The sequence below is a fragment of the Fervidobacterium sp. genome (assembly GCF_059913585.1).
Genome location: NZ_DBOLZL010000011.1, coordinates 119,116 through 139,549 on the forward strand (window position 1 = coordinate 119,116; position 20,434 = coordinate 139,549).

Below are 20,434 nucleotides of genomic sequence, written 5' to 3' on the forward strand. Positions count from 1 at the left end.
ATTTGAAATCTTTCTTATTAAACCCCAAGGCAAAATATTATAATCTACCCCTCCATCCAACACACATTTAGTGCTCAAAAATTACACAAACTGTTACATTACTTTAACTAAAAAATCTTAAAAGGGGGTATATAATATTGTTCGCAATACTGACGCGTTGTGTTCATTTAAATAGACATGCCAATGTATATGGAAAAAGTATGTCTACTTAAGTGAACATTCAAAAAATCTTTTATCGGGGAGGGATTGCGATGAAAAGCTTGGGCAGACACATCATTGCGGAATTCTACGACTGTGACAAAGAAATACTTGACAACATCGACGCTATCGAGTTTCACATGAAACAAGCTGCTTACGAGACCGGAGCAACTATCGTCAACTCATCTTTCCACCGGTTCCTCCCCTATGGAGTGAGCGGTGTAGTTGTTGTCAGTGAGTCTCACTTGACAATTCACACATGGCCAGAATACGGCTATGCAGCCGTTGACCTGTTTACATGTGGTGACCATGTAGACCCGTGGAAGGCTTTCACATATCTCAAGAAAGTTTTCAAATCTCAGAGAGTGCATGTTGTTGAACACTTAAGAGGCAGATACGACGAAATAGGCATTCCTGAGACTGCATCTCACAAGGCTGTTGTCAACGAAAATGAAGAGGCTGTTGTCAGCCTTTAATTGATGTCTGTGAATTGTCTGACGCGAGAAGGCTAAATAAAGTATAAGGAAAAGGAGGAGGGAATGCCTATGGAAGAGATGGAACTCAAACCAGGAAGACATATGCTGTACATGGAATGGTATTCTCGTGACCCTGGCGGACTTTTCATGAGAGTAAACAGGTGGCTTTATTCTGCGCAAAGCCCTTATCAGAGAATAGATATATTTGAATCACCATTCTACGGTCGCGTATTTGCACTTGATGGTATTACAATGACTACGGAAATTGACGAATTCATGTATCACGAAATGCTCGTTCACGTACCAATGTTCATGCACCCAAATCCAAAGAAAGTTCTCGTCATCGGTGGCGGAGATGGAGGAAGTGTTAGGGAAGTATTGAAACATCCAAGTGTAGAAAAGGTTGTCATGTGCGAAATCGATGAAATGGTTGTTAGAGCAGCTATTGAATACCTCCCTTACACAGCATCCAAGCTCAACGACCCAAGAGTAGAGTTGGTCTTCGAAGATGGTTCAAAATTTGTTAGACAATTCAAAAACGAATTTGATGTTATAATCATCGATTCAACAGACCCAACAGCTGGACAGGGAGGACACCTCTTCACTCTTGAATTCTATAAAGCTTGTAACGAAGCACTTAAAGAAGATGGTATTCTTTGTGCACAAACGGAAGGTATGACTTACGACTGGGAATGGGGCTCGACAGCCTACAAGAGAATCAAAGCTAACTTCCCATTGGTTAGGATGTATCTCGGTTTTATGCCAACATACCCGGGCGGAATTTGGAGCTATACATATGCATCAAAGGCTGGTTTGGACCCGATAAAAGACTACAACCCAGAAAAAGTAAGAAACTTCAAAGAACCATTGAGATACTACAACGAAGAAATCCACAAAGCGGCATTCGCACTTCCAAATTTTGTTAAGAAATACATCGGAGAAGAGTAAAGGACATGTTCACACCCTCTGCGGCAGGAGTACTCCTGCCGTTTTTTCGTCCTTGCTAAATTTCTCGGGGATTGTTGTATAATGGTTTTGAATACTACAAGGAACATACAATCAATTAGGGGTGAAACGATGAAATTGGGAAGTAAATTGAAAAGACTCCGCTTAGCAAGAGGTTATACCCAAGAAGAATTGGCTGACCGATGTGACTTATCAAGAAGTTTCATCTCCCAACTTGAAAGTGACAAAGTCTCTCCTTCGGTTGAAACACTGGAAAGGATATTACGCGTTCTGGGAACAGATTTGAAGCATTTTTTCTCCGATGAACAGAAAAAGATAATATTCAAAAAGGGCGAACGCGTGCCTGTGTACGACCTACCAAAGGGTGTGAATATCGAAATCCTTATGGATGCTGTAGAAGATAAGGAACTCGATGCCAAGATTGTTGAATTAGAACCTGGAGCGCAAACCGAACAAGAAGGTTACCACGATGGTGATGAATTCGGTTACGTTATTGAAGGTTCCGTTGATATCTACATCGATGGAAAAAGATACCGCGCCAATGAAGGAGACTGTTTCTATTACTCAGGGGACTGCATCCATTACATGAGAAACCCTGGAAAAGAAAAAGCAAAGATTTTGTGGATACAGACAATCTAAAAATGCAAAGGGGCGTTAAGTCCCCTTTATTTTTGTCTTTTTACTTACTAGAAACTTCGCAAAATATTCCCATATGGTCAGATACTCTTTCTTTATCAAACACAATCTCCGAATTTTTCACTTCCCATCCTTCGGGGATAAATATATAGTCTATCCGTTCACTTCCCTTTGAAAGTATGTCTCCTCGAAAAGTTGGTTGAGCTGGATTTCCAGGATTGGCGATAGCCCACGTATCGATTAATCTTTTCCCAAAAATTCTACTGTTAATGACAAACTGATATTCTTCGGAACCATACGGAATGTTGAAATCCCCCGAAATCACAAATTTATCGTTTCCAATTTCCTCAATCCAGCTCACCAAATTTAAAAATTCTTCCACAAATCCCGCTTCTTTCCAATTTAGATGAACACAATAAAGATCTATCAAGTCATCACCATCTCTAACTCTTGCCCTAACAACTTTCCTTGAATAAAAACTTCTTAAATCTTTCTCCTTAGAAACATACCTACTTTCGAACTCCATAAATGGCTTGTTGGAAATAATCCCAAGTCCTTCTTCCCACACACCAAAACCATAGTGTGAAATATCCCAAACAAAGGAATACTTTTTCCGAGCAATAAGTTCAGCCAAAATCCTAACGTAATTGCTTTTCTTAATTTTTATTCCAAACACTTCTTTGTCTGGCAAATCGTCGATATACTGTCCAGCTTCTTGAAAAAATGCAAAATCAACTCCCCTGTCAATAATAAAACTTGCAATCCTTTGTTGTATAGGCTTGTACTTTTCCAAAAACGTCTCTAAGGTATCGTCCTTTTCAAGAACTACTTCCTGGTAAGTGTGCAAGTTTAGTGTTAAAATCCGCAATGTCTTCATGTTAAGTTTCTTCTCCTTTCTTCAAATTACGATAAAAATAAAAACCTAAAGCTTTCCTGCATCACAAACGTGCAAAAACTCAACCTCATAAAATCCGGAGAATATTTGAAAGTAACACGATATTATTTTACACTCACTTTTATAACTTAGCTCCGTTTTCGTGGAAAAAAATCATTTCTTCACTACTTTACACAATTTGACATTAATTATCAGTAAGAGTATAATTGCGTCAGAGAGCGAATTACTGTCAATAAGGCAAAGGGAGGTATTCAAGAATGAAAATATTATTCATCGGCGGTGGTAATATAGCAAACATCGTATACAACGAGCTCAAAGACCATATCGAAAAATGCTGGTATTACGATGTGGTTGAAACAAACCTTCCGTGTGAAAGAATGAGTGATTTTACCGTTCCAAATGAAGTAGACGTTGTCGTCGAATGTGCAAGTGTAGAAGCTGTTAAACAATATGGCTTTGACGTACTCAAAAGTGGTAAGGACTTCTACATAATCAGTTCTGGTGCATTTTCTGAACAGGAATTTTTCGACAAATTCATGGAGGAACTGAAAAACTCAGAATCGAATGTTTTTATCCCTTCAGGAGCAATTGGTGGACTTGATATCATATATTCAATTCGTAATTACATAGAAAAGGTTGAACTTGTAACGAGGAAACCTCCTAAAGCCTTCGGATTGGAGAATTTATCACAAGAGCAAGTTATTTTTAGCGGAAATGCACGTGAAGCTATCAAAAAATTCCCACAAAACACAAATGTCTCTGTCACACTCTCCTTGGCTACTGGAGATTTCAATAAAGTTAACATACTTATCATTGCTGACCCAACAATTGAGCAAAATGTACATGAGATAAACATTCTTTCATCTGTTGGGGAATACAAAATCATCCACAAGAATAAACCATCACCCAATCCAAAAACAAGCTATCTCGCTCCATTGTCACTTGCTGCCACATTGAAAAAGAGAACAGAAAAATTTAGAATTGGAGGTTGATAACTATGTTGATGAGCGCAGTAAGTGTAAGACCTGAGGATATAAGGAAGCTTGCAAATGAAAAAGGATACGTTATTGTAGCACACAATTACCAAATTCCTGAATTACAGGAAATTGCTGATTATATCGGTGATTCACTCCAATTGGCAAGAATGGTTACAAAAATAGATGCAAAGAAAATACTTTTCCTTGGAGTAGACTTCATGGCAGAGGTCATGAAAGTTCTCAACCCCGAGAAAAAAATTATCGTTCCAGTAAGGCATTCAACATGCCCTATGGCAAATTCATTGTCTGTGGAAGATGTTGTCAAATTCAAAGAAAAATACAATGCTCCGTTTGTTGTCTACGTCAATAGCCGAACAGAAGTAAAAGCCTACGCAGATGTTGTTTGCACTTCCGCAAATGCTGTTGACATTGTTAAAGCCATTGATTCGGATACCGTGCTCTTTGGTCCTGACAAAAACCTTGCATCATATGTTGCGGAAAAAACAGGCAAAAACATCATCCCAATTCCAGGCGAAACAGGCTATTGCTATGTCCATAACTATGTTAAAGAAGAGCAACTGAAACAACTTATAAACCTCCATCCGGATGCAGAAATAATGGCACACCCTGAAGTTCCAAAAGGCATTAGAGACTTAGCACACTTTGTCGGTAGTACATCTCAAATGGAGAAATATCCAGCAACCACAAACGCAAAGAAATTAATCGTAGTTACCGAAGTTGGAATGATTGCAAAACTCCAAAAACTCTATCCAGATAAAATATTCATTCCCGTTCCTGCTATGGTTTGCTATAACATGAAAAAGAACAATTTGAAAAACACCTATATCGCTCTTTTGGAAGAAAAAATTGAAGTGCATGTAGATGAAGAAATAGCTAAAAAAGCAAGAAAAGCTATTGGAAAAATGCTTGAAATCACTGAATCAAAAGATGCGAAGGTGATGAAAAGTGCATGAAAAGATAGTTGATGCCATTGTTGAACTGATAAGAAAAGATGAGCATTTCATAGACTTCGCATCGTATCCTCTTAGAGGAAAAAATGTATCAGGAGAGATATTACTCAAAGAACCGTCAGCCGTCGTTTCAGGTGTGGAGATTGTTCAAGATGTATGCAAACGGTTTAACTTGACTATACAATTTTCATGTAAAGATGGAGATGTTGTGAAAAAAGGCTCAGTTGCTAAAATTTTCGGAGATGCTTATAACCTCCTCATATGTGAGCGCACAATTTTGAATGTTCTCTCATTCATGAGTGGTGTGGCAACAAAAGTAAGAAATATCGTTGAAAGAACAAATGGAAAGGTCAAAATTGCGGCAACAAGAAAGACTATTCCATTCGTTGGTGAAATGCAAAAACTCGCGGTTATTCATGGAGGAGGAGATACTCACCGACTGAACTTATTCGATTGTGCAATGATTAAAGACAACCACATAAAGCTTTATGGTTCGGTTTCTGAAGCCGTCAAGCAAGTGAAAAAAATACTTTCGTTCGGTAAAAAGATAGAAGTAGAAGCAGAAACTGAGCAAATGGCTTTCGAGGCATGTGAGGCAGGAGCAGATATAGTAATGCTTGATAATTTTTCCCCACAAGAAGCTTGTCGAGTGGCAAAAGCGTTAAAGGAAAAATACCCACATGTGCTAATCGAACTTTCTGGAGGGGTGAATCCTGATAAAATAGAAGAATACCTCTGCGAATATATAGACGTAATCTCTATTGGAAGGCTCACAAGCGAGGTAAAATACATTGATTTTAGTTTGGAGATAGAATAAAATTCTGCGTAAAGAATAAACCATTGGAGGGATTGAAATTGCTTTCACAAGATAAAGTCATCTTCTCTTCATGGAGTGGCGGGAAAGACTCTGCCTTAGCATTGAATAGAGCTTTAAAAGAACTGAAAAAAGTAGATATTCTCTTCACCATGTTTGATGAAACTTGCATTCATACCCGTGCACATGGGTTGCCAAGAGAAATCATCACAGCGCAGGCTGAAAGCATAGGAGCACGTTCCATAATAAGATGTGCCACTTGGGAAACTTACGAACGAGAGTTTCTTGAATTTTTGAAAGAGCATGCACAAAACGGCATAGGTATATTTGGAGATATCGACTTACAAGAACACAAAGATTGGGTTGAACGTGTATGCAAAACATATAACGTGACAGCGTTAGAACCCTTATGGCTTGAGCCGAGGGAGAAGTTGCTGGAAGAATTTTTGAAAGAAGGCTTTAAAGCAAAGATTATAGCAACCAAAAAGGAATACAAAGAACTGCTTGGAAAAGACCTGCAAGAAAGTGAAACATTAAAGCTTATCGAAAAACTTAACATCGACCTTTCAGGTGAAAATGGCGAATATCATACAGTAGTTTACGACGGGCCTATTTTTAAAAAGCCGATTAGGATAAAGATTGTTGGGAATTATTCGACTGAGAAAAATGAGTATTTGATAGTCGGGATATAAATATCACCAAAAAAGCGAGTTTGCACACTCGCTCTTTACTTATTCTCCCTGAACCATTCGAAAAGTGGAAAATTATTTTCCAGTTTCATACGAATTTCTTCAATTCTTTTATTAGCAAGTTTTACGTACTCTTCGTTAATCTCATAACCTACATAGAATCTGTTGGTCATGAGTGCTGCTATTGCTGTTTGACCACTTCCCATAAATGGGTCAAGGACTACCTCATTTTCGAACGTGTATAACTGAATACAACGATATGGAAGTTCTATTGGAAAAGGCGCTGGATGTCCTATCTTTTTTGCAGACTCCGCAGAAAACGTCCATACGCTCTTTGTGAATTCCAAGAATTCTTCTTTCGCTATTGTACTCTTCCTACCACTCGGATTTTTCCTAGTAAACGTCTCCTTAGAAAAAATCAAAATGTATTCATGCACGTCTCTTAACGTTGGATTCGTTGCTGACATCCAACTACCCCATGCTGTAGATGAACTTGCCGTTGCACCTTTGTTCCAAATGACTTCTCCGCGCATTAGAAACCCTATTTCCAGCATATCCTCTATAATATACGCATGCAATGGAATGTAAGGCTTGCGCCCCAAATTCGCTATGTTTATGCATGCCCGCCCTCCGGGAACAAGCACACGATATACTTCTTTCCAAACTCTTTTTAAAAATTCCCTGTATTCGGTAAGAGTTAGGTTCTTATCATATTCTTTGCCAACATTGTAAGGTGGAGAAGTGACCATGAGATGTATACTGTTATCTGGTAGTTCATCCATATTTTCACTACTCTTAGGGAAAATTTTATTTAGAACATCCTTGTTTAATGGATTCTCGACATACTCTACGTCTTTTTCTTTTTGTAGTCCACTATACAAATTGCTGTTATAGAAAGGTGTAGAATCGTGGTTACTTCTTCCAGAAACACCGAACGAGCTTGTGACAGTACCATTTCTCCTACGCATCCTACTCACCATCCTGCAGAAGCTCAACGAAGACTTCTGCCATTTTTTCATAGTTCTCCTCTTTGCTTGCCTTTTCTATTATTCTACCGAGAAATGCCTTGTCTATCAAGCATGAAAAGAATACGGATTTGTTTTCAACAAAGTCTTTTATAAGAGTTAATATCCTGTTTTTAAAATCATCATAACTTTCCACTGTTAAGAAACCCTCATGCTTTGTTTTTATAATATAGCCCTTTTTTCTACCTTTACTGTGTGCAACATCATTAGAGGATTGTATGTCCTTAACCAATGAAGGATTCAAAGAGTAGAATCCCTGAATAATTCCCTTCTCTTTCAATTTATCAACCATTTCTGCATAATGCTCTGTTATCGGGGTATTACCAAGAACAATTACGGGTATTGGGAATTTCTCAGCAGCTTTTAGTCTAATGCCCAAAGATTTCCCAATCGCTTTCAACATGCTGTCTGATCTTAACAACGAGGGATTACCTTGGTGTTCAGTGAAATCTCCTTTGCATTCTAACTCATTTGTTTTTGATGAATAGCTCCAGTTCCAAACAATCGACATTTTGACTTCAACAATTAAGAGTATATCTTCGGGGTTCACTTTACTTTTATCAGATCTAATAATAGCTATATCTGCAGGAGAGCCACTACCCAGTCCGAGTTCCTCACATACAAGATGCTTAATGACGCGGAGATTTCGTCCATTAAACAATTCTTTGAATTGTGAGTCTTTAGAACCGTCTTCAATAATCTTATTTAGAATCTTCCAAACCCATTCTTCAGTGTATTCTCCGATAAGAGTGTTTCTGCTTTGAAGTGTTGTTTTTTTACCTTTATAACTCTTAGGATAATATGCATAATAGAGTTCTTCTTCTTTAAGGTAATAAAACAGTTTTTCTGGTTCAACCCTCTTTAAATAGGTTCTGAAGAACTTCGCTTCTTCTTCTTTATCCCAAAGTTGTCTTATCATATCTCGAGTCACCTTTCTCTCTATGCAATGCTATCTTTTGGTATTTGAATTTTATAATTCTATTACATGCCACCGAAATACTTCTTTCTCATCATTGTATTCAATCTCTGCTTTCCACACAATATCCGTTCCATCAAGTATATACGGAACAAGGAGTTTGTCTATTGGCGAGAGATTCTCACTCAATATTTTTTCCTTTTCTATCCAAGAAAGACTTCCCTCCTCACTCTCTACAAATTTCGTTTCTTTCGTCTTTCCAACAAATATAAAAAGTATCCAATTATAATCTTCCGGTCCTATTTCGGAAGTTACCATTTTTAGCTTCAAATCTACAAGCTCAAGACCTGTTTCCTCCAGAAATTCTCTCTTCGTTGCTGATTCAACATCTTCGTCTTTTTCAACATGTCCCCCAGGAGGCACCAAGTATCCAGAAAAAGGTTCTTTTTTCCTGAGCAAAAATAATATTTTTCCATCATTTTCTGCATAGCAAATTGTAGCAACTTTTTGTTTTTCATTCTTTTTCAACGATTCAACTAATTTCTCGTATCGTATCATCTTATACATAGTCTCCTTCTTCAAAATTTATATTTTCAAGCTTTTCAATACCCCTTCAAGCATCTGAAGTTCGCTTATATACTTATCTAAATCAACACCTTCAGTCAAAATGGGGATTATACTTTCTCGATACTTTTCCAAAACGCTATCTTTAAACTTCTCAGCAATACCTTTTAGTAAAATAAACATACCGTCTATCATATCCACCATCTTTGTATTGACTTCAGAAAACCTTTGACCAAGTTCTTCAGCTTTTTCTCCGGTAATATTTTCCAAATCTAAGCGATACATCAAAGGTTCTGAACTTAAGATTTTTACTGGTTCATTTTTCATGAGTTGACCAAGCATCGAGGCTATCATGCAATCGAGAAGAAATGTAAACCCTTTGTGGGCAAAGAACTCTGCATGGCTAAGCAAAAATTTCTGTTCGACACTTAAAACAACTTCAACACCGTACAAAGAATTCTCAACCTTCAAAAACCTTGGCTCGTTCGAAGATTTTTGATTTTTCACGTATCGAGCTATAACATTTGCCACCTTGAATTTTTCAAAGTTTTTCTCATCAAATTCGATTAAATCTCCAAACTCTAATAATTCGACACTTGCTGTTGGGTCATATTCTATGCAGTTTAACTCAATACCCATTAGTTCTTCAACAGATTCACCCACAGGCTCAAGCATCATGAAGTTCAATACATTTGTGGAATGCAAATCAATTTGTAAATTGTTCCCTACTTGGATAACACTCGGTGCCGCATATTGCATAAGTTCTTGTAATTGGAACACCTTATCGAAGTATATTCTCACAGCAACCACCCCCTCAAATAGATAAATGGCTGATACTATTTTATCACCCCTTCTTCAGTTTTACTCCGTAGATTTCAAACATTGAGCATATAGGCTCATACGGACAGTTGTAGGCAGGATTTGTAGCACTCCTGCAATTTCTCGTTTCCTTTGAACCTTTTGGAACGATTAGTTCTTGTCCTTCTTCATTAACTAACCGCATGGCAAGTTTAACGAATGATTTCATATCACTCTCCAAGAAAACAGGAGTAAAGCTACCTTCCTCTGTTATCATACTAATTAATTCCATAAGCCAGTTTTCGAATATCTCGTAATCGAAAGTAGTATAGCCAGATATTGTTCCTCGCTTCCCAATCGGCAGGAATATTTTTGGTAAATCACCATCGTTTTGGCGTTTTGCGTATTCATACTCGTAGGTGTACTTTCCTTTGCCGTCTGGTTTGAGTGAGAAGAGGATGAAATAAACTCTGTCACCAGTATTAATTGCACTGTCATTTGATTTTTGTAGAATCCAGTCATAAAACATCAGTTGTTCAATAGTAGAATAATTTCTAACATCTGCATACTTGTAATCAAGAATAGCGTATCCTTCTCCTTCGTCACTTCCATCATCTAAAAAATGATTAGTCTTTCCGTTAGTTTCAGAATTTTTACTTGCCAACACGGAAACTTCATCAATTCGGTCCACCCTCGCAATGAAAGAATATTTCCCATACTGTGCTGTAAATTCCTTCTCGAGGCTCAAGATTTTTTCTGAAATAAGCTCTTCTTTATTTGCAGTTGTTGGTTTTTCTAGTTCTCCTTCCAGATACCATTCAGAAACACTAATACTTCTTTGTTTTAAGTTTATCACTTTTTTATCTCGCACAAATGCCTTTAAAAGTGGCAAAAGATTTTTTGAGATTTCTTCAACCTTCATTCGTCTTGGAATGGAATGTGCGTAAATACCTTCAGAGTAAAGTTTTCTGTACTCTTCATCTACCCAGCCGATTACTTGCTTTTCGTCCACCTCAAAAATAGTCTTTTTCAAGAACTCTCCAAAAAATTTGTTCATCACACGGTGGACAATCAATCCGTCGTTAATAGATTTTTTGCTCTCAATAGTCGTACCTGGTTTGTAAATATCTACTACCTGCTGGAAGTAAAACTGTAGAGGACACTTCATATACGTGTTTATCTTGTTGTAGCTAAACTCGTTAACTTCCACCCCACCGACGATAAATTCATCCTCAGCTAAACTAAAACTCGATGGTTTCTCCAATTTCTCGAGTTTCAGCTTTTCAATTTCGTAATCTATTTCAGAATATATATCCGAAAGAGTAGGAACAAATTTTTTCCGTTCATTTTCCAACTCCGCAAATTCACTGAGATATTTCGAAGGAACAAGCATATCACCTGTATTCGTAGCAAGAGGGACAACAAGTTGCGATTCATCACTGAACATGATTGAAAGTACAAGTGACCTACGTTCCCGCTCCTCTATCATTTCGTAAATCTTTGAGCGTTCGCTGTTCGTTTTGAAAAGTAGTGGATTTATCTTTTCAATAGACGGATAATAATCATCTGTAAACTCCAGGAAGAATTTGTATTTTTTACTCAAGAACCGTGCATTTGAAAGGTCAACAATATCAACTACATTCGCAGATTTGAAAGTTTCTCTGTAACCTGAAGAATTAAGCATCACCGTGAGAAGTCTGTATATTTTTTTCCATCCTTCTATCTTTGTTCTCTCACCAAGCTCAACAATCTTTTCAACGTAGTCTTCGAGTTTGTTTATAGTCTCTATGAATTTTGAAAATGCGTTTACTTCGTTTCCAAGGCTTCGTGACACTTCAACCCTTTCTGCTCTGTGCTCAGAAAATCCTTCCTCTTCTGATTCTTCGAAGGCTTTTTCGAAATTCTTGGAATACCTTAGTATGAACATTCGGTACCATTCGAAGAAATTGGTTTTACCGTTGTTTTGGTCTATTTCATCGAGTATACTGAAGAGTTTCTCGATAACACTTCTAAATTCTTTGAGTTGTTCTAAGCGTTTGATGGTTTCAAAATACACATCTTCTTCTATTTCCCCTTTTTCTTTTTGTCGTTCTATTTCTTCTATTTCGTTATCCAAGCTCCTAAAGAATATCTCGTATCTTTTCTCATGGTCTCTTAGTATGCTGAGTGTTAAGTTTACCGAGTAATATCCGAATTGCTTGAAAAGGTCTTCTATTTCATCCATTGTGAGCTTTCGTTCAGGTATCAATGGAGATTCAATTATCGCAAGCAAGTTCTCTGTTTTGAATTCGTTGAAATACGTTTCCAGAGGTTGTGTGAGGATTTGGACAACTTTGCTCTGAGTGATAGGTATCTTTCCACTATATCTGTAGGGTATTTTCGCTTCGTTGAACTCTTCCATAAGCCTTTTGGCTATAGAGCCTGATGGCGTAATAATTGCTATATCATCGGGTCGTTCACCTTGTAAGAGTAATTTCTTCACTTGACTAGCTACATAATTGTATTGGTAAAGTTCGTTTTCAACCGGAATTTTTATCCGTCTTACATTATCGATTAGCTCTCTTAATGATATTATCCTTTGCTTACAGAAATCTGTTTTTATTTCAAATCCAGCTAACTCAAGGAAGCTGTAGACTTCGTCGAGCTGGTCGAAAGAAAAATCTGCAGGTTTCTGCCAAACAAAGAAAAACACATTCTCCGATTTTTCCATCATTTTCATTAATGCCTTTCGAATAAGCGGGGAGATATCGAGAAATCCGCTCAGAACAAGGTATTTCCTATTTGGTTCTACGTATTCCGCCTGGTCTACATACCATCTGTAAACACTTATAGGGTCATATATCTTCTTGCCTTTAAGCCTTTCTGCGGATTGCTCCATTTTTCGGATAACTTCGTTGAGTATCTCGGCAAATGGCGTTGTCGGATTTTGCATTACATCCCGAATCAGCGCATACGTGCCTGTCAATTCCGCTTCAGTTCTTCCACTGTCTCCATAAAGGTTCAACTCCCAGATTTTTTCGAAAAGATCTACGATGTATTCAATTATCGTTGGAGACTTGGCAAGTGTTCTCAGAATAATCTGCTTTTGGCTGTCACCAGCGAACTTCGCATCGCTTTGAATTTTATCGATAACATCTGTAACGTATACTGTGTAGAAATCTCTATCAAACACTTCCGCATCGTAATTGTTCAACCTGAGTATTTCAGTAACGTACTGGTTGATAACCCTAAACGCATCCCTGTTGATGGTTTTATTAATTTGCCTTGCCACGTTATCCGCAATCTGTCTGACATAAAATCCAGAAGGACCGATGAAAAGAAAATTTAAAGGGTCCTCTTCGTAAAGTCCTGCAATTTGATTCGCAACGAACTCAAAATGATTCCTGTCAATAGGAACAACGTAAGCTATCCTACCATTTTTCTTATTACTCATATGCTCATCAACTCCTCGAATTGCTTAATTCTGTCAATAATCTCATCAAGGAAATCTTCACCGGGTGGGTTTATTCTCAATGCTTGTCCTTTTGGAACACTAACAAGGTAGCCACAATGAACCTTTCCAAGGTCTGAAAGAAGCATCATATAAAATTTTACCTGGAACATGTATCGTTCAATTTCCTCTGCTTCACCGTACAGGTCTGCACTCTTGAAATCCACAACGTAGAATTCTCCATCTTTCAAAAAGACCTTGTCAGGAACACCGAAGAGAATGTAAGTTTTTCTTTCTTTTAATTTTTCATCGTATATCTCTATGCTCTTTGCCAATCTCCATTCCGAGAATATCTTTTCACTTTCATTGAAGAGCGATTCAAGAATGTGCACATTGAGTATTTTCTCTGGAAGAACGTTCTGCTCGACAAGTAGCTTCAGCTGTTCATACTTTGTCACACTTGCAAGCATTAAATGAATCTGTTTACCACGCGCAATTTCCGAAGCCTTTTCCAAAAGTGAGTTTAACGCCTTCAACCTTGCTTTGGCTTTCGATGCTTCAAAATTGCTTGCTGATGTAATAGAAATCGTATCTGCACTTTCAAAATCCTCACTTGATTCGTCAACAGATTCAAGATCACTTTTTTCGTCTTTAATACCATAGAGCAGGGTTGGTGAAATATAACGTTTGTAAGCTTTCGGTGTGAAATCTGAGAAAATAAGACCTTCATCGACCGCGTTTTCTAAATCCTGAAGGGATTGGATACTCGTTTCTTCTGCGAACTCTTGTTTTTCTGATACAAATTCAACGCTAATACCAGCAATCTTATCAATCTCTTCAAGACTTGAAATTATCTTAATTTTTTCCTCGAATCCCTTAGGATTCAGGTATTTTATAGCAGGAGTGCCTTGGTTTTTATTCTTTTGCAAATCCACAACAAAAAGCATCTCCTTTGCCCTTGTGATAGCGACATATACTTTTCTCAAAATTTCAGTTTTATCGTATATGACCTCCGCTTCAAGAAGTTTTTTGAGTTCTTTCTCCAATTCCCTTGTCACTTTAGATGTTTCAAACTTTTTGAGTGCCTTGTCCAAAAATTGACTTATGTATACATACCTTCCATTCCCATCTTCACTTTCTGGAAAGAAAGTCTTTTCTTCAGCTCTATCAACACCATCGTTATTCACAAGAAAGACTATATTAAACTCCAATCCCTTTGACGCATGTATTGTCATCATTCTTACAACATCTTCCTCTTCAGAAATCTCAGAGGCCTCAACCTCCTGAACTTCCGAGATACGTTCAAGGAGCCTTGTAAGTTCAAAGAAAGTTGGTGCTTGGTCATCGAACTCCGTAGCTTGCTCGAGTAACTTCCGAACATTTCTCAACCTTTGGCTGGAATTCGGATAATGTGCTATTTTTCTTAAATATCCACTCTCCTTAACGAACAACTTTAAAGTTTCTGCTGGCCTTAGGTAATATTTGAGCTCGTCGTATTTTGCAACAAGCTTAATCATCTTAGCAACATTCTCAGGTAATTCATTTTCTTCGGTAAGTTCTTTCGCACATTGGAAAAGGGATTTTTTTAGCCCTTGTCCTTTTGATTCTCTGTATCTTGTCACTATCTTGTGGAAAATCTTAAACTTACCATTCTGAAATTCATCTTCTGAATTTTGTTCTACATTATCTGTGAAAGGTGTAAAGAAAAACTGCGTGAAGTAGTAGTTACTATTTGGGTTTTGGATGACATACAGCGCAGATATAACCGCCTTTATTTCAGGTCTTCGGTAAAAACCTCTACCCTTGACTATATAAAGAGGAATGCCTTCTCTTGCAAAAACTTCTCTGTAGACATCCTCAATCCCTTCAAGTTTGTAGGAAAGGATAGCAAAGTCTTTGAAGGTTACCTTTCTTAAAATGGGGACAAATTTCCCATCTTGTTTTTCATAAAACGTCATTTCTTTACCAACAAGGGACTTTATAACCTTAGCCACATGAAAGGCTTCAAGTTCTCTCTCGTCCACATCTTTCAACTTTTTCGTTTTTCCAGGACCTTGGTTATCTCCGTCTAACCCAACTCCTTCGGTGTTCTCACCATTTTCTTGTGTATTTTCCAACAAAGATGCTTTAGAGATGGTTATGTAATTTACTCTCCTTAAATCCCCCGGTAAAAAATCATTTGAATCTGGTGAAAACGCAGGATTTGACTCATCATCTTTTCGAATAAACCAGAGTTTTTGGTAAAGTTCCGGATAGCGTAATCTAAAGACCTCATGAATGTAGATATTTTCATCTCTTTCTGTTGAAAGTATTTCGCTAATGTTTTGTGATACATCATTTAAGGCAATATCTTCCGCATTAGCCTGCGACTTATTCTTATCTTTCTTTTTCGACTTTGATTTATTGTTGGTAGTTTTCGATGTATTTGGACCTTCCGAGAGTGCCTCATATACATGGTTGTTGAAAATCGTATTTTCAGATATGTAATTGAAATAATCAATAAGCTCAGGGTGTGACCTATAGTTTACATTAAGCGAGAGCATTTCATAGTCTGTTCTTCCGCTTTTTATCTTTTCCTCAAACTCGTTCATCGTTTTAATAAACACTGAAACATCTCCGCCACGGAATCTATATATCGATTGCTTTCTGTCGCCAACATAGAAAATATAGTTATTGTCTGTGTGAATTAAATCAAAAATCTTCTTTTGCAGTTCGTTTGTATCTTGAAATTCGTCAACGATGATGTATTTGAATCGTTTTTGATAATATTCTCTGATTGTACTGTTTTGTAACACCTTCACTGTTTTCTCAAGCACACCTTTGAAATCATACTCAAAATTATCGAGCGTTTCAGACTCGTAAAACTCAGCTGCAATCAACGAGATATTTCTGAACGCTCGCAATGCCCCGCCGGCTTCTTCGAAAACCTCTAAGAGCCTTTCACTAACCTTAGATTCATTCAACTCCAAACGCCAGTTCGTAACAACAGATTCAATTTTCTTGGCAACGTTAGATATATCTCCAAAAATTTCAAACAACCTAAAAATATCTTCCTTACTTTTTGCAAGTTCATCTGAAAACTCTCTTATACGCTTAGCCCTTTCCGTTGTCAAACCGTACAAATAGTTTGTGACTTTATCAACGTAATTCTCCCCGCTTTCGATGGCATCGTACACATCAAACGCAAGCTGGATAGCCCTTTGGGTTGCTTTGTCGATTAATTTTTTCTGCTTCAATTCGTTTATTATCTTAAAATTCGGGTCAACCCCCGCCTCTATGTTCTGCTCAATGAGTATCCTTCTGCAAAAGCTATCGATTGTAGAAATAATTGCCCTCGACATGTTTTTATAGACATCTTTCCAGTATCTATAAGCCCTATCATTCTCACTCAAACTTTCAAGCTTTTTTTGTATCTCTTTGACAATCCTATCCTTCATCTCATTTGCTGCTTTATTCGTAAACGTAACTGCTACAATACGGTCAACAATATCACTTTCTCCTGTTTGTTCATGCTGCTCAAGGATGCCTATGTAATAATTGGTAAGCGTATACGTCTTTCCCGTCCCAGCAGACGCCGAAATAAAATAATTCTTGTTTGGTTCCTTCCTTACCTTCTCAGCAACCGTGACTTTTTGTTCGGAACTTAAATTAAGTCCTGAGTTTTCCATATAACCTCACCCCTCACATTGTTTACAGAAATATTTTAACACACAAAAATATTCGAGAGTTTACCAATCAGTATACATTATTATACCACTTATTCTTGCCATGCGAATAGGAGAGTTTAGAATTCCAAAATAAGACGTAGAAGTTAGACTTTTCAAGAGAAAAATCAACCTCTAAGTTCTATAAGCTGTAAATTTACTGTGAACTTGTAATTGTTTCAAGTAGTATAATTAAAAATGCCTACAAAACGTGGGGAGGTGATTAGGTATGAAACGAATGAAACTCGGTAACGAACTTGATGTTCCAGTTATCGGGCTCGGTTGTATGAGAATTTGGGATAAACCCATCTCAGAGGTAGAAAGACTAATCGCCACGTCTCTTGAGCTAGGTATCAACTTCTTCGACCACGCAGACATCTACGGTGGAGGGAAATCCGAAGAAGTATTTGCTCAAGCACTGAAAAATTTGAAAATACCAAGGGATGAGGTAATAATCCAAACAAAATGTGGTATCAGAAGTGGGTTCTATGACCTTTCAAAAGAACATATCATCACATCTGTTGAAAAAGCTCTTAAAAGGTTGGATACAGACAACATCGACGTCCTGCTTTTGCACAGACCGGATACACTTATGGAACCTGAAGAAATTGCCGAAGCTTTTAGTTACGTTCATTCAAAAGGATACGTGAGATATTTTGGAGTTAGCAATTTCAACTCAATGCAGATTGAATTGCTAAGTAGCGCCGTGAATTTTAAATTATTAACAAACCAACTTCAACTAAGCTTGACAAATACAGGAATGATTGACTCTGGTATATTTGCAAACACAAAATTTCATCAAGCAATCAATAGAGACGGGAGTGTGCTTGAATACTGCAGGCTGAAAGGAATAACAATTCAAGCATGGTCTCCATTCCAGTATGGCAACGAATATGGAAATATACAGGGGGTATTTATAGACAACCCACTATTCCCTGATTTAAACGCTAAATTAGAATATTTAGCAAAGAAATACAACGTTTCAAAAGAAGCAATCGCCATTGCTTGGATTTTGAGACATCCGGCAAAGATTCAACCAATCGTTGGAACAACTAATCCGGATAGGTTGAAAAAAATTGCCCAAGCACAAGATGTTGAACTTACAAGAGAAGAATGGTATAGCCTTTACATCGCTGCAGGGAATATGATTCCGTAACCAATACAAATCAAACTGCCCTGGTGCAAAACACCAGGGCATTTATTTTTTTAGCTGTTTTCAGAGCTGAATGTCCTATTTCGAGGTTTCCATCCCTCATAGTCACTTCTAAAACCGAGGGTATGGAAAAGAACCTTATCGAAGTTCGGGCCCCATAGTTTCCATCCCTCATAGTCACTTCTAAAACTGTGGGACGGTAGATTGTTTTTGGTATATGTAATATTATCCGGGTTTCCATCCCTCATAGTCACTTCTAAAACAGTTGTTTGAGTATGCCCGAGCAAAAAGACAAATAGAGTTTCCATCCCTCATAGTCACTTCTAAAACAGATAACGATAGAACTTTTAGAAATTCAAGCTTCGGGGGAGTTTCCATCCCTCATAGTCACTTCTAAAACTTTAAAAAAAGGAGGGATTGAATGAAAAAAGAAAATGAAATGAGTTTCCATCCCTCATAGTCACTTCTAAAACCCAGGGAAGTATCTAAGGCTTCAATGGTCGTGGTGGCGCAAAGTTTCCATCCCTCATAGTCACTTCTAAAACTGTAGTTAGGGGGTGTTTTTATGGTGGTGACTGAGTTTCCATCCCTCATAGTCACTTCTAAAACACAGGATGGAACGCGAAAAATCTCTCGAAGATACTGAAGCTAGTTTCCATCCCTCATAGTCACTTCTAAAACGTTTATGGAGGTCGAAATTAAAAAAACAGGTGCGGGATTTGTTTCCATCCCTCATAGTCACTTCTAAAACGAAAATCGTGCGAAAGAAAGTCGAAGAGTTGAAACCTGCTCCAGTTTCCATCCCTCATAGTCACTTCTAAAACGTTTTTGAAACTGAAACAAACTATATTTATGGGATTGAAGTTTCCATCCCTCATAGTCACTTCTAAAACACTTTTCTGAGAAGTCTTCAAAGTATAGATGATGGTTTCCATCCCTCATAGTCACTTCTAAAACTGTAATTGGTGGTAGGCATAAGGTAATGTGCCTTGTGTGTTTCCATCCCTCATAGTCACTTCTAAAACGTCGAAAAATTCGAACCAGAACCTGAGTTTCTGTTGCGATGTTTCCATCCCTCATAGTCACTTCTAAAACGCTTACATTTATGGTCTCAAGTACAAGTATCCATACCTCTACATGTTTCCATCCCTCATAGTCACTTCTAAAACTTTGGATGTGTGGGAGTATAGTTCATTGGAACGTCTCCGAGGTTTCCATCCCTCATAGTCACTTCTAAAACTTAGGTTAAGCTTGTTTGTCAGGGATGGAAACGGGGCCATTTTTTGTTTCCATCCCTCATAGTCACTTCTAAAACAATACTTAAACGTGAACAAAAGAGACATCGTAATCTCAAAACGTTTCCATCCCTCATAGTCACTTCTAAAACGAGAACCAATCGAATTTGCACCACAGTTTGCTTTCCAGTTTCCATCCCTCATAGTCACTTCTAAAACAAGATTATTAGCGAGTGGGGAAGCACAGCACGTTGTGGTGTTTCCATCCCTCATAGTCACTTCTAAAACGTAGTTTTATTGGATGAAGCAAACTATATTTTTAATGCGCGTTTGTTTCCATCCCTCATAGTCACTTCTAAAACGGGGTGGTAAGAAGACTAAACGGCGGAGTGCCTGCGAAGGCTCCGTTTCCATCCCTCATAGTCACTTCTAAAACGGTTGCCGCAGGTCGCATTGTTACCACTTTTAAGGTGGTGGTTTCCATCCCTCATAGTCACTTCTAAAACATAGAAATCGAAGAAATTCAGATTTCGAGCACAGGGGAAATTTCGTTTCCATCCCTCATAGTCACTTCTAAAACCTTTTCTGAGAAGTCTTCAAAGTATAGATGATGTTTTGGTGTTTCCATCCCTCATAGTCACTTCTAAAACGGAGTAAGAGATTATATAACAGATTTGGACGTATGGGAGTGTTTCCATCCCTCATAGTCACTTCTAAAACTGATTTTTATTATTACAAATATAGTCATGATTTTAGACGTTTCCATCCCTCATAGTCACTTCTAAAACTTTGGAAGAGCTCTATCAGGTGCAAAACGTCAGGAAGATGTTTCCATCCCTCATAGTCACTTCTAAAACTAATAGCAGATGTGCTTGTGGTAGCGAAAGAGCAAATACAGTTTCCATCCCTCATAGTCACTTCTAAAACATAACACATTAGGTGCATTTTGTACAATTGTAGAATTTGGTGTTTCCATCCCTCATAGTC

Annotated in this window: 15 protein-coding genes and 1 CRISPR repeat array; of the genes, 8 read left to right on the plus strand and 7 right to left on the minus strand. The window is 37.8% G+C overall.

All coding sequences use genetic code 11. From position 1 onward, the window contains the following. Positions 1 to 251: 251 nt before the first annotated feature. The 3 genes from speD to AC3M61_RS03250 all read left to right on the plus strand — a co-directional run bounded on the left by speD (position 252) and on the right by AC3M61_RS03250 (position 2,279). Positions 252 to 674, plus strand: a complete 423-nt coding sequence (gene speD, locus AC3M61_RS03240) for an adenosylmethionine decarboxylase (RefSeq protein WP_448377032.1) — start codon at positions 252 to 254, stop codon at positions 672 to 674. Positions 675 to 743: 69 nt separating this feature from the next. Then, positions 744 to 1,622: a polyamine aminopropyltransferase gene (speE, locus tag AC3M61_RS03245; protein ID WP_500779476.1), complete on the plus strand. Its 879-nt coding sequence runs from the start codon at positions 744 to 746 to the stop codon at positions 1,620 to 1,622. A 129-nt stretch (positions 1,623 to 1,751) separates the two neighbouring features. Further along, positions 1,752 to 2,279: a helix-turn-helix domain-containing protein gene (locus AC3M61_RS03250; RefSeq protein WP_500779477.1), complete on the plus strand. Its 528-nt coding sequence runs from the start codon at positions 1,752 to 1,754 to the stop codon at positions 2,277 to 2,279. A gap of 40 nt (positions 2,280 to 2,319) precedes the next feature. Here AC3M61_RS03250 and AC3M61_RS03255 read toward each other — a convergent pair whose 3' ends face one another. Further along, on the minus strand, positions 2,320 to 3,153 hold the full coding sequence (locus AC3M61_RS03255; protein ID WP_500779478.1) for an endonuclease/exonuclease/phosphatase family protein: 834 nt from the start codon (positions 3,151 to 3,153) through the stop codon (positions 2,320 to 2,322). A 275-nt stretch (positions 3,154 to 3,428) separates the two neighbouring features. Between AC3M61_RS03255 and nadX the strand changes: the two genes are divergently transcribed. The 4 genes from nadX to AC3M61_RS03275 are packed head-to-tail and all read left to right on the plus strand — an operon-like array spanning position 3,429 to position 6,625. Further along, complete coding sequence (gene nadX / locus AC3M61_RS03260; protein WP_500779479.1) at positions 3,429 to 4,163, plus strand: aspartate dehydrogenase; 735 nt, start codon at positions 3,429 to 3,431, stop codon at positions 4,161 to 4,163. Positions 4,164 to 4,168: 5 nt separating this feature from the next. Further along, a complete protein-coding gene (nadA, locus tag AC3M61_RS03265; RefSeq protein WP_500779480.1) occupies positions 4,169 to 5,122 on the plus strand; it encodes a quinolinate synthase NadA in 954 nt (317 codons plus the stop codon). Continuing rightward, positions 5,115 to 5,936: a carboxylating nicotinate-nucleotide diphosphorylase gene (gene nadC, locus AC3M61_RS03270; RefSeq protein ID WP_500779481.1), complete on the plus strand. Its 822-nt coding sequence runs from the start codon at positions 5,115 to 5,117 to the stop codon at positions 5,934 to 5,936. The genes nadA and nadC overlap by 8 nt, the downstream gene beginning before the upstream one ends. A gap of 38 nt (positions 5,937 to 5,974) precedes the next feature. Continuing rightward, positions 5,975 to 6,625, plus strand: coding sequence for a Dph6-related ATP pyrophosphatase (locus AC3M61_RS03275; protein ID WP_500779482.1), 651 nt, complete (start codon positions 5,975 to 5,977; stop codon positions 6,623 to 6,625). A gap of 35 nt (positions 6,626 to 6,660) precedes the next feature. Here the strand turns inward: AC3M61_RS03275 and AC3M61_RS03280 are convergent, their stop codons facing one another. From AC3M61_RS03280 to AC3M61_RS03305, 6 genes are read right to left on the minus strand one after another with little or no spacing between them, the layout of a single operon-like run. Then, the gene (locus AC3M61_RS03280) at positions 6,661 to 7,590 is read right to left on the minus strand and encodes a DNA-methyltransferase (protein WP_500779483.1); all 930 of its coding nucleotides are present in this window, start codon (positions 7,588 to 7,590) and stop codon (positions 6,661 to 6,663) included. 1 nt (position 7,591) lies between these two features. Beyond that, the gene (locus AC3M61_RS03285) at positions 7,592 to 8,566 is read right to left on the minus strand and encodes a hypothetical protein (RefSeq protein WP_500779484.1); all 975 of its coding nucleotides are present in this window, start codon (positions 8,564 to 8,566) and stop codon (positions 7,592 to 7,594) included. 51 nt (positions 8,567 to 8,617) lie between these two features. Then, positions 8,618 to 9,121 (minus strand): NUDIX domain-containing protein, encoded by a 504-nt coding sequence (locus tag AC3M61_RS03290; protein ID WP_500779485.1) that lies wholly within the window; start codon positions 9,119 to 9,121, stop codon positions 8,618 to 8,620. A gap of 27 nt (positions 9,122 to 9,148) precedes the next feature. Beyond that, complete coding sequence (locus AC3M61_RS03295) at positions 9,149 to 9,928, minus strand: hypothetical protein (protein WP_500779486.1); 780 nt, start codon at positions 9,926 to 9,928, stop codon at positions 9,149 to 9,151. Between the two features lie 43 nt (positions 9,929 to 9,971). Next, entirely contained in the window at positions 9,972 to 13,358 is a 3,387-nt protein-coding gene (locus AC3M61_RS03300) for a PD-(D/E)XK nuclease family protein (protein ID WP_500779487.1), read from the minus strand. Next, the gene (locus tag AC3M61_RS03305) at positions 13,355 to 17,023 is read right to left on the minus strand and encodes a UvrD-helicase domain-containing protein (protein ID WP_500779488.1); all 3,669 of its coding nucleotides are present in this window, start codon (positions 17,021 to 17,023) and stop codon (positions 13,355 to 13,357) included. The genes AC3M61_RS03300 and AC3M61_RS03305 overlap by 4 nt, the downstream gene beginning before the upstream one ends. A gap of 265 nt (positions 17,024 to 17,288) precedes the next feature. Between AC3M61_RS03305 and AC3M61_RS03310 the strand changes: the two genes are divergently transcribed. Continuing rightward, a complete protein-coding gene (locus AC3M61_RS03310) occupies positions 17,289 to 18,215 on the plus strand; it encodes an aldo/keto reductase (protein WP_500779489.1) in 927 nt (308 codons plus the stop codon). Positions 18,216 to 18,300: 85 nt separating this feature from the next. Next, a CRISPR array of direct repeats spans positions 18,301 to 20,374; the repeat unit is 30 nt; unit sequence GTTTCCATCCCTCATAGTCACTTCTAAAAC. The last annotated feature ends 60 nt before the right edge of the window (positions 20,375 to 20,434 follow it).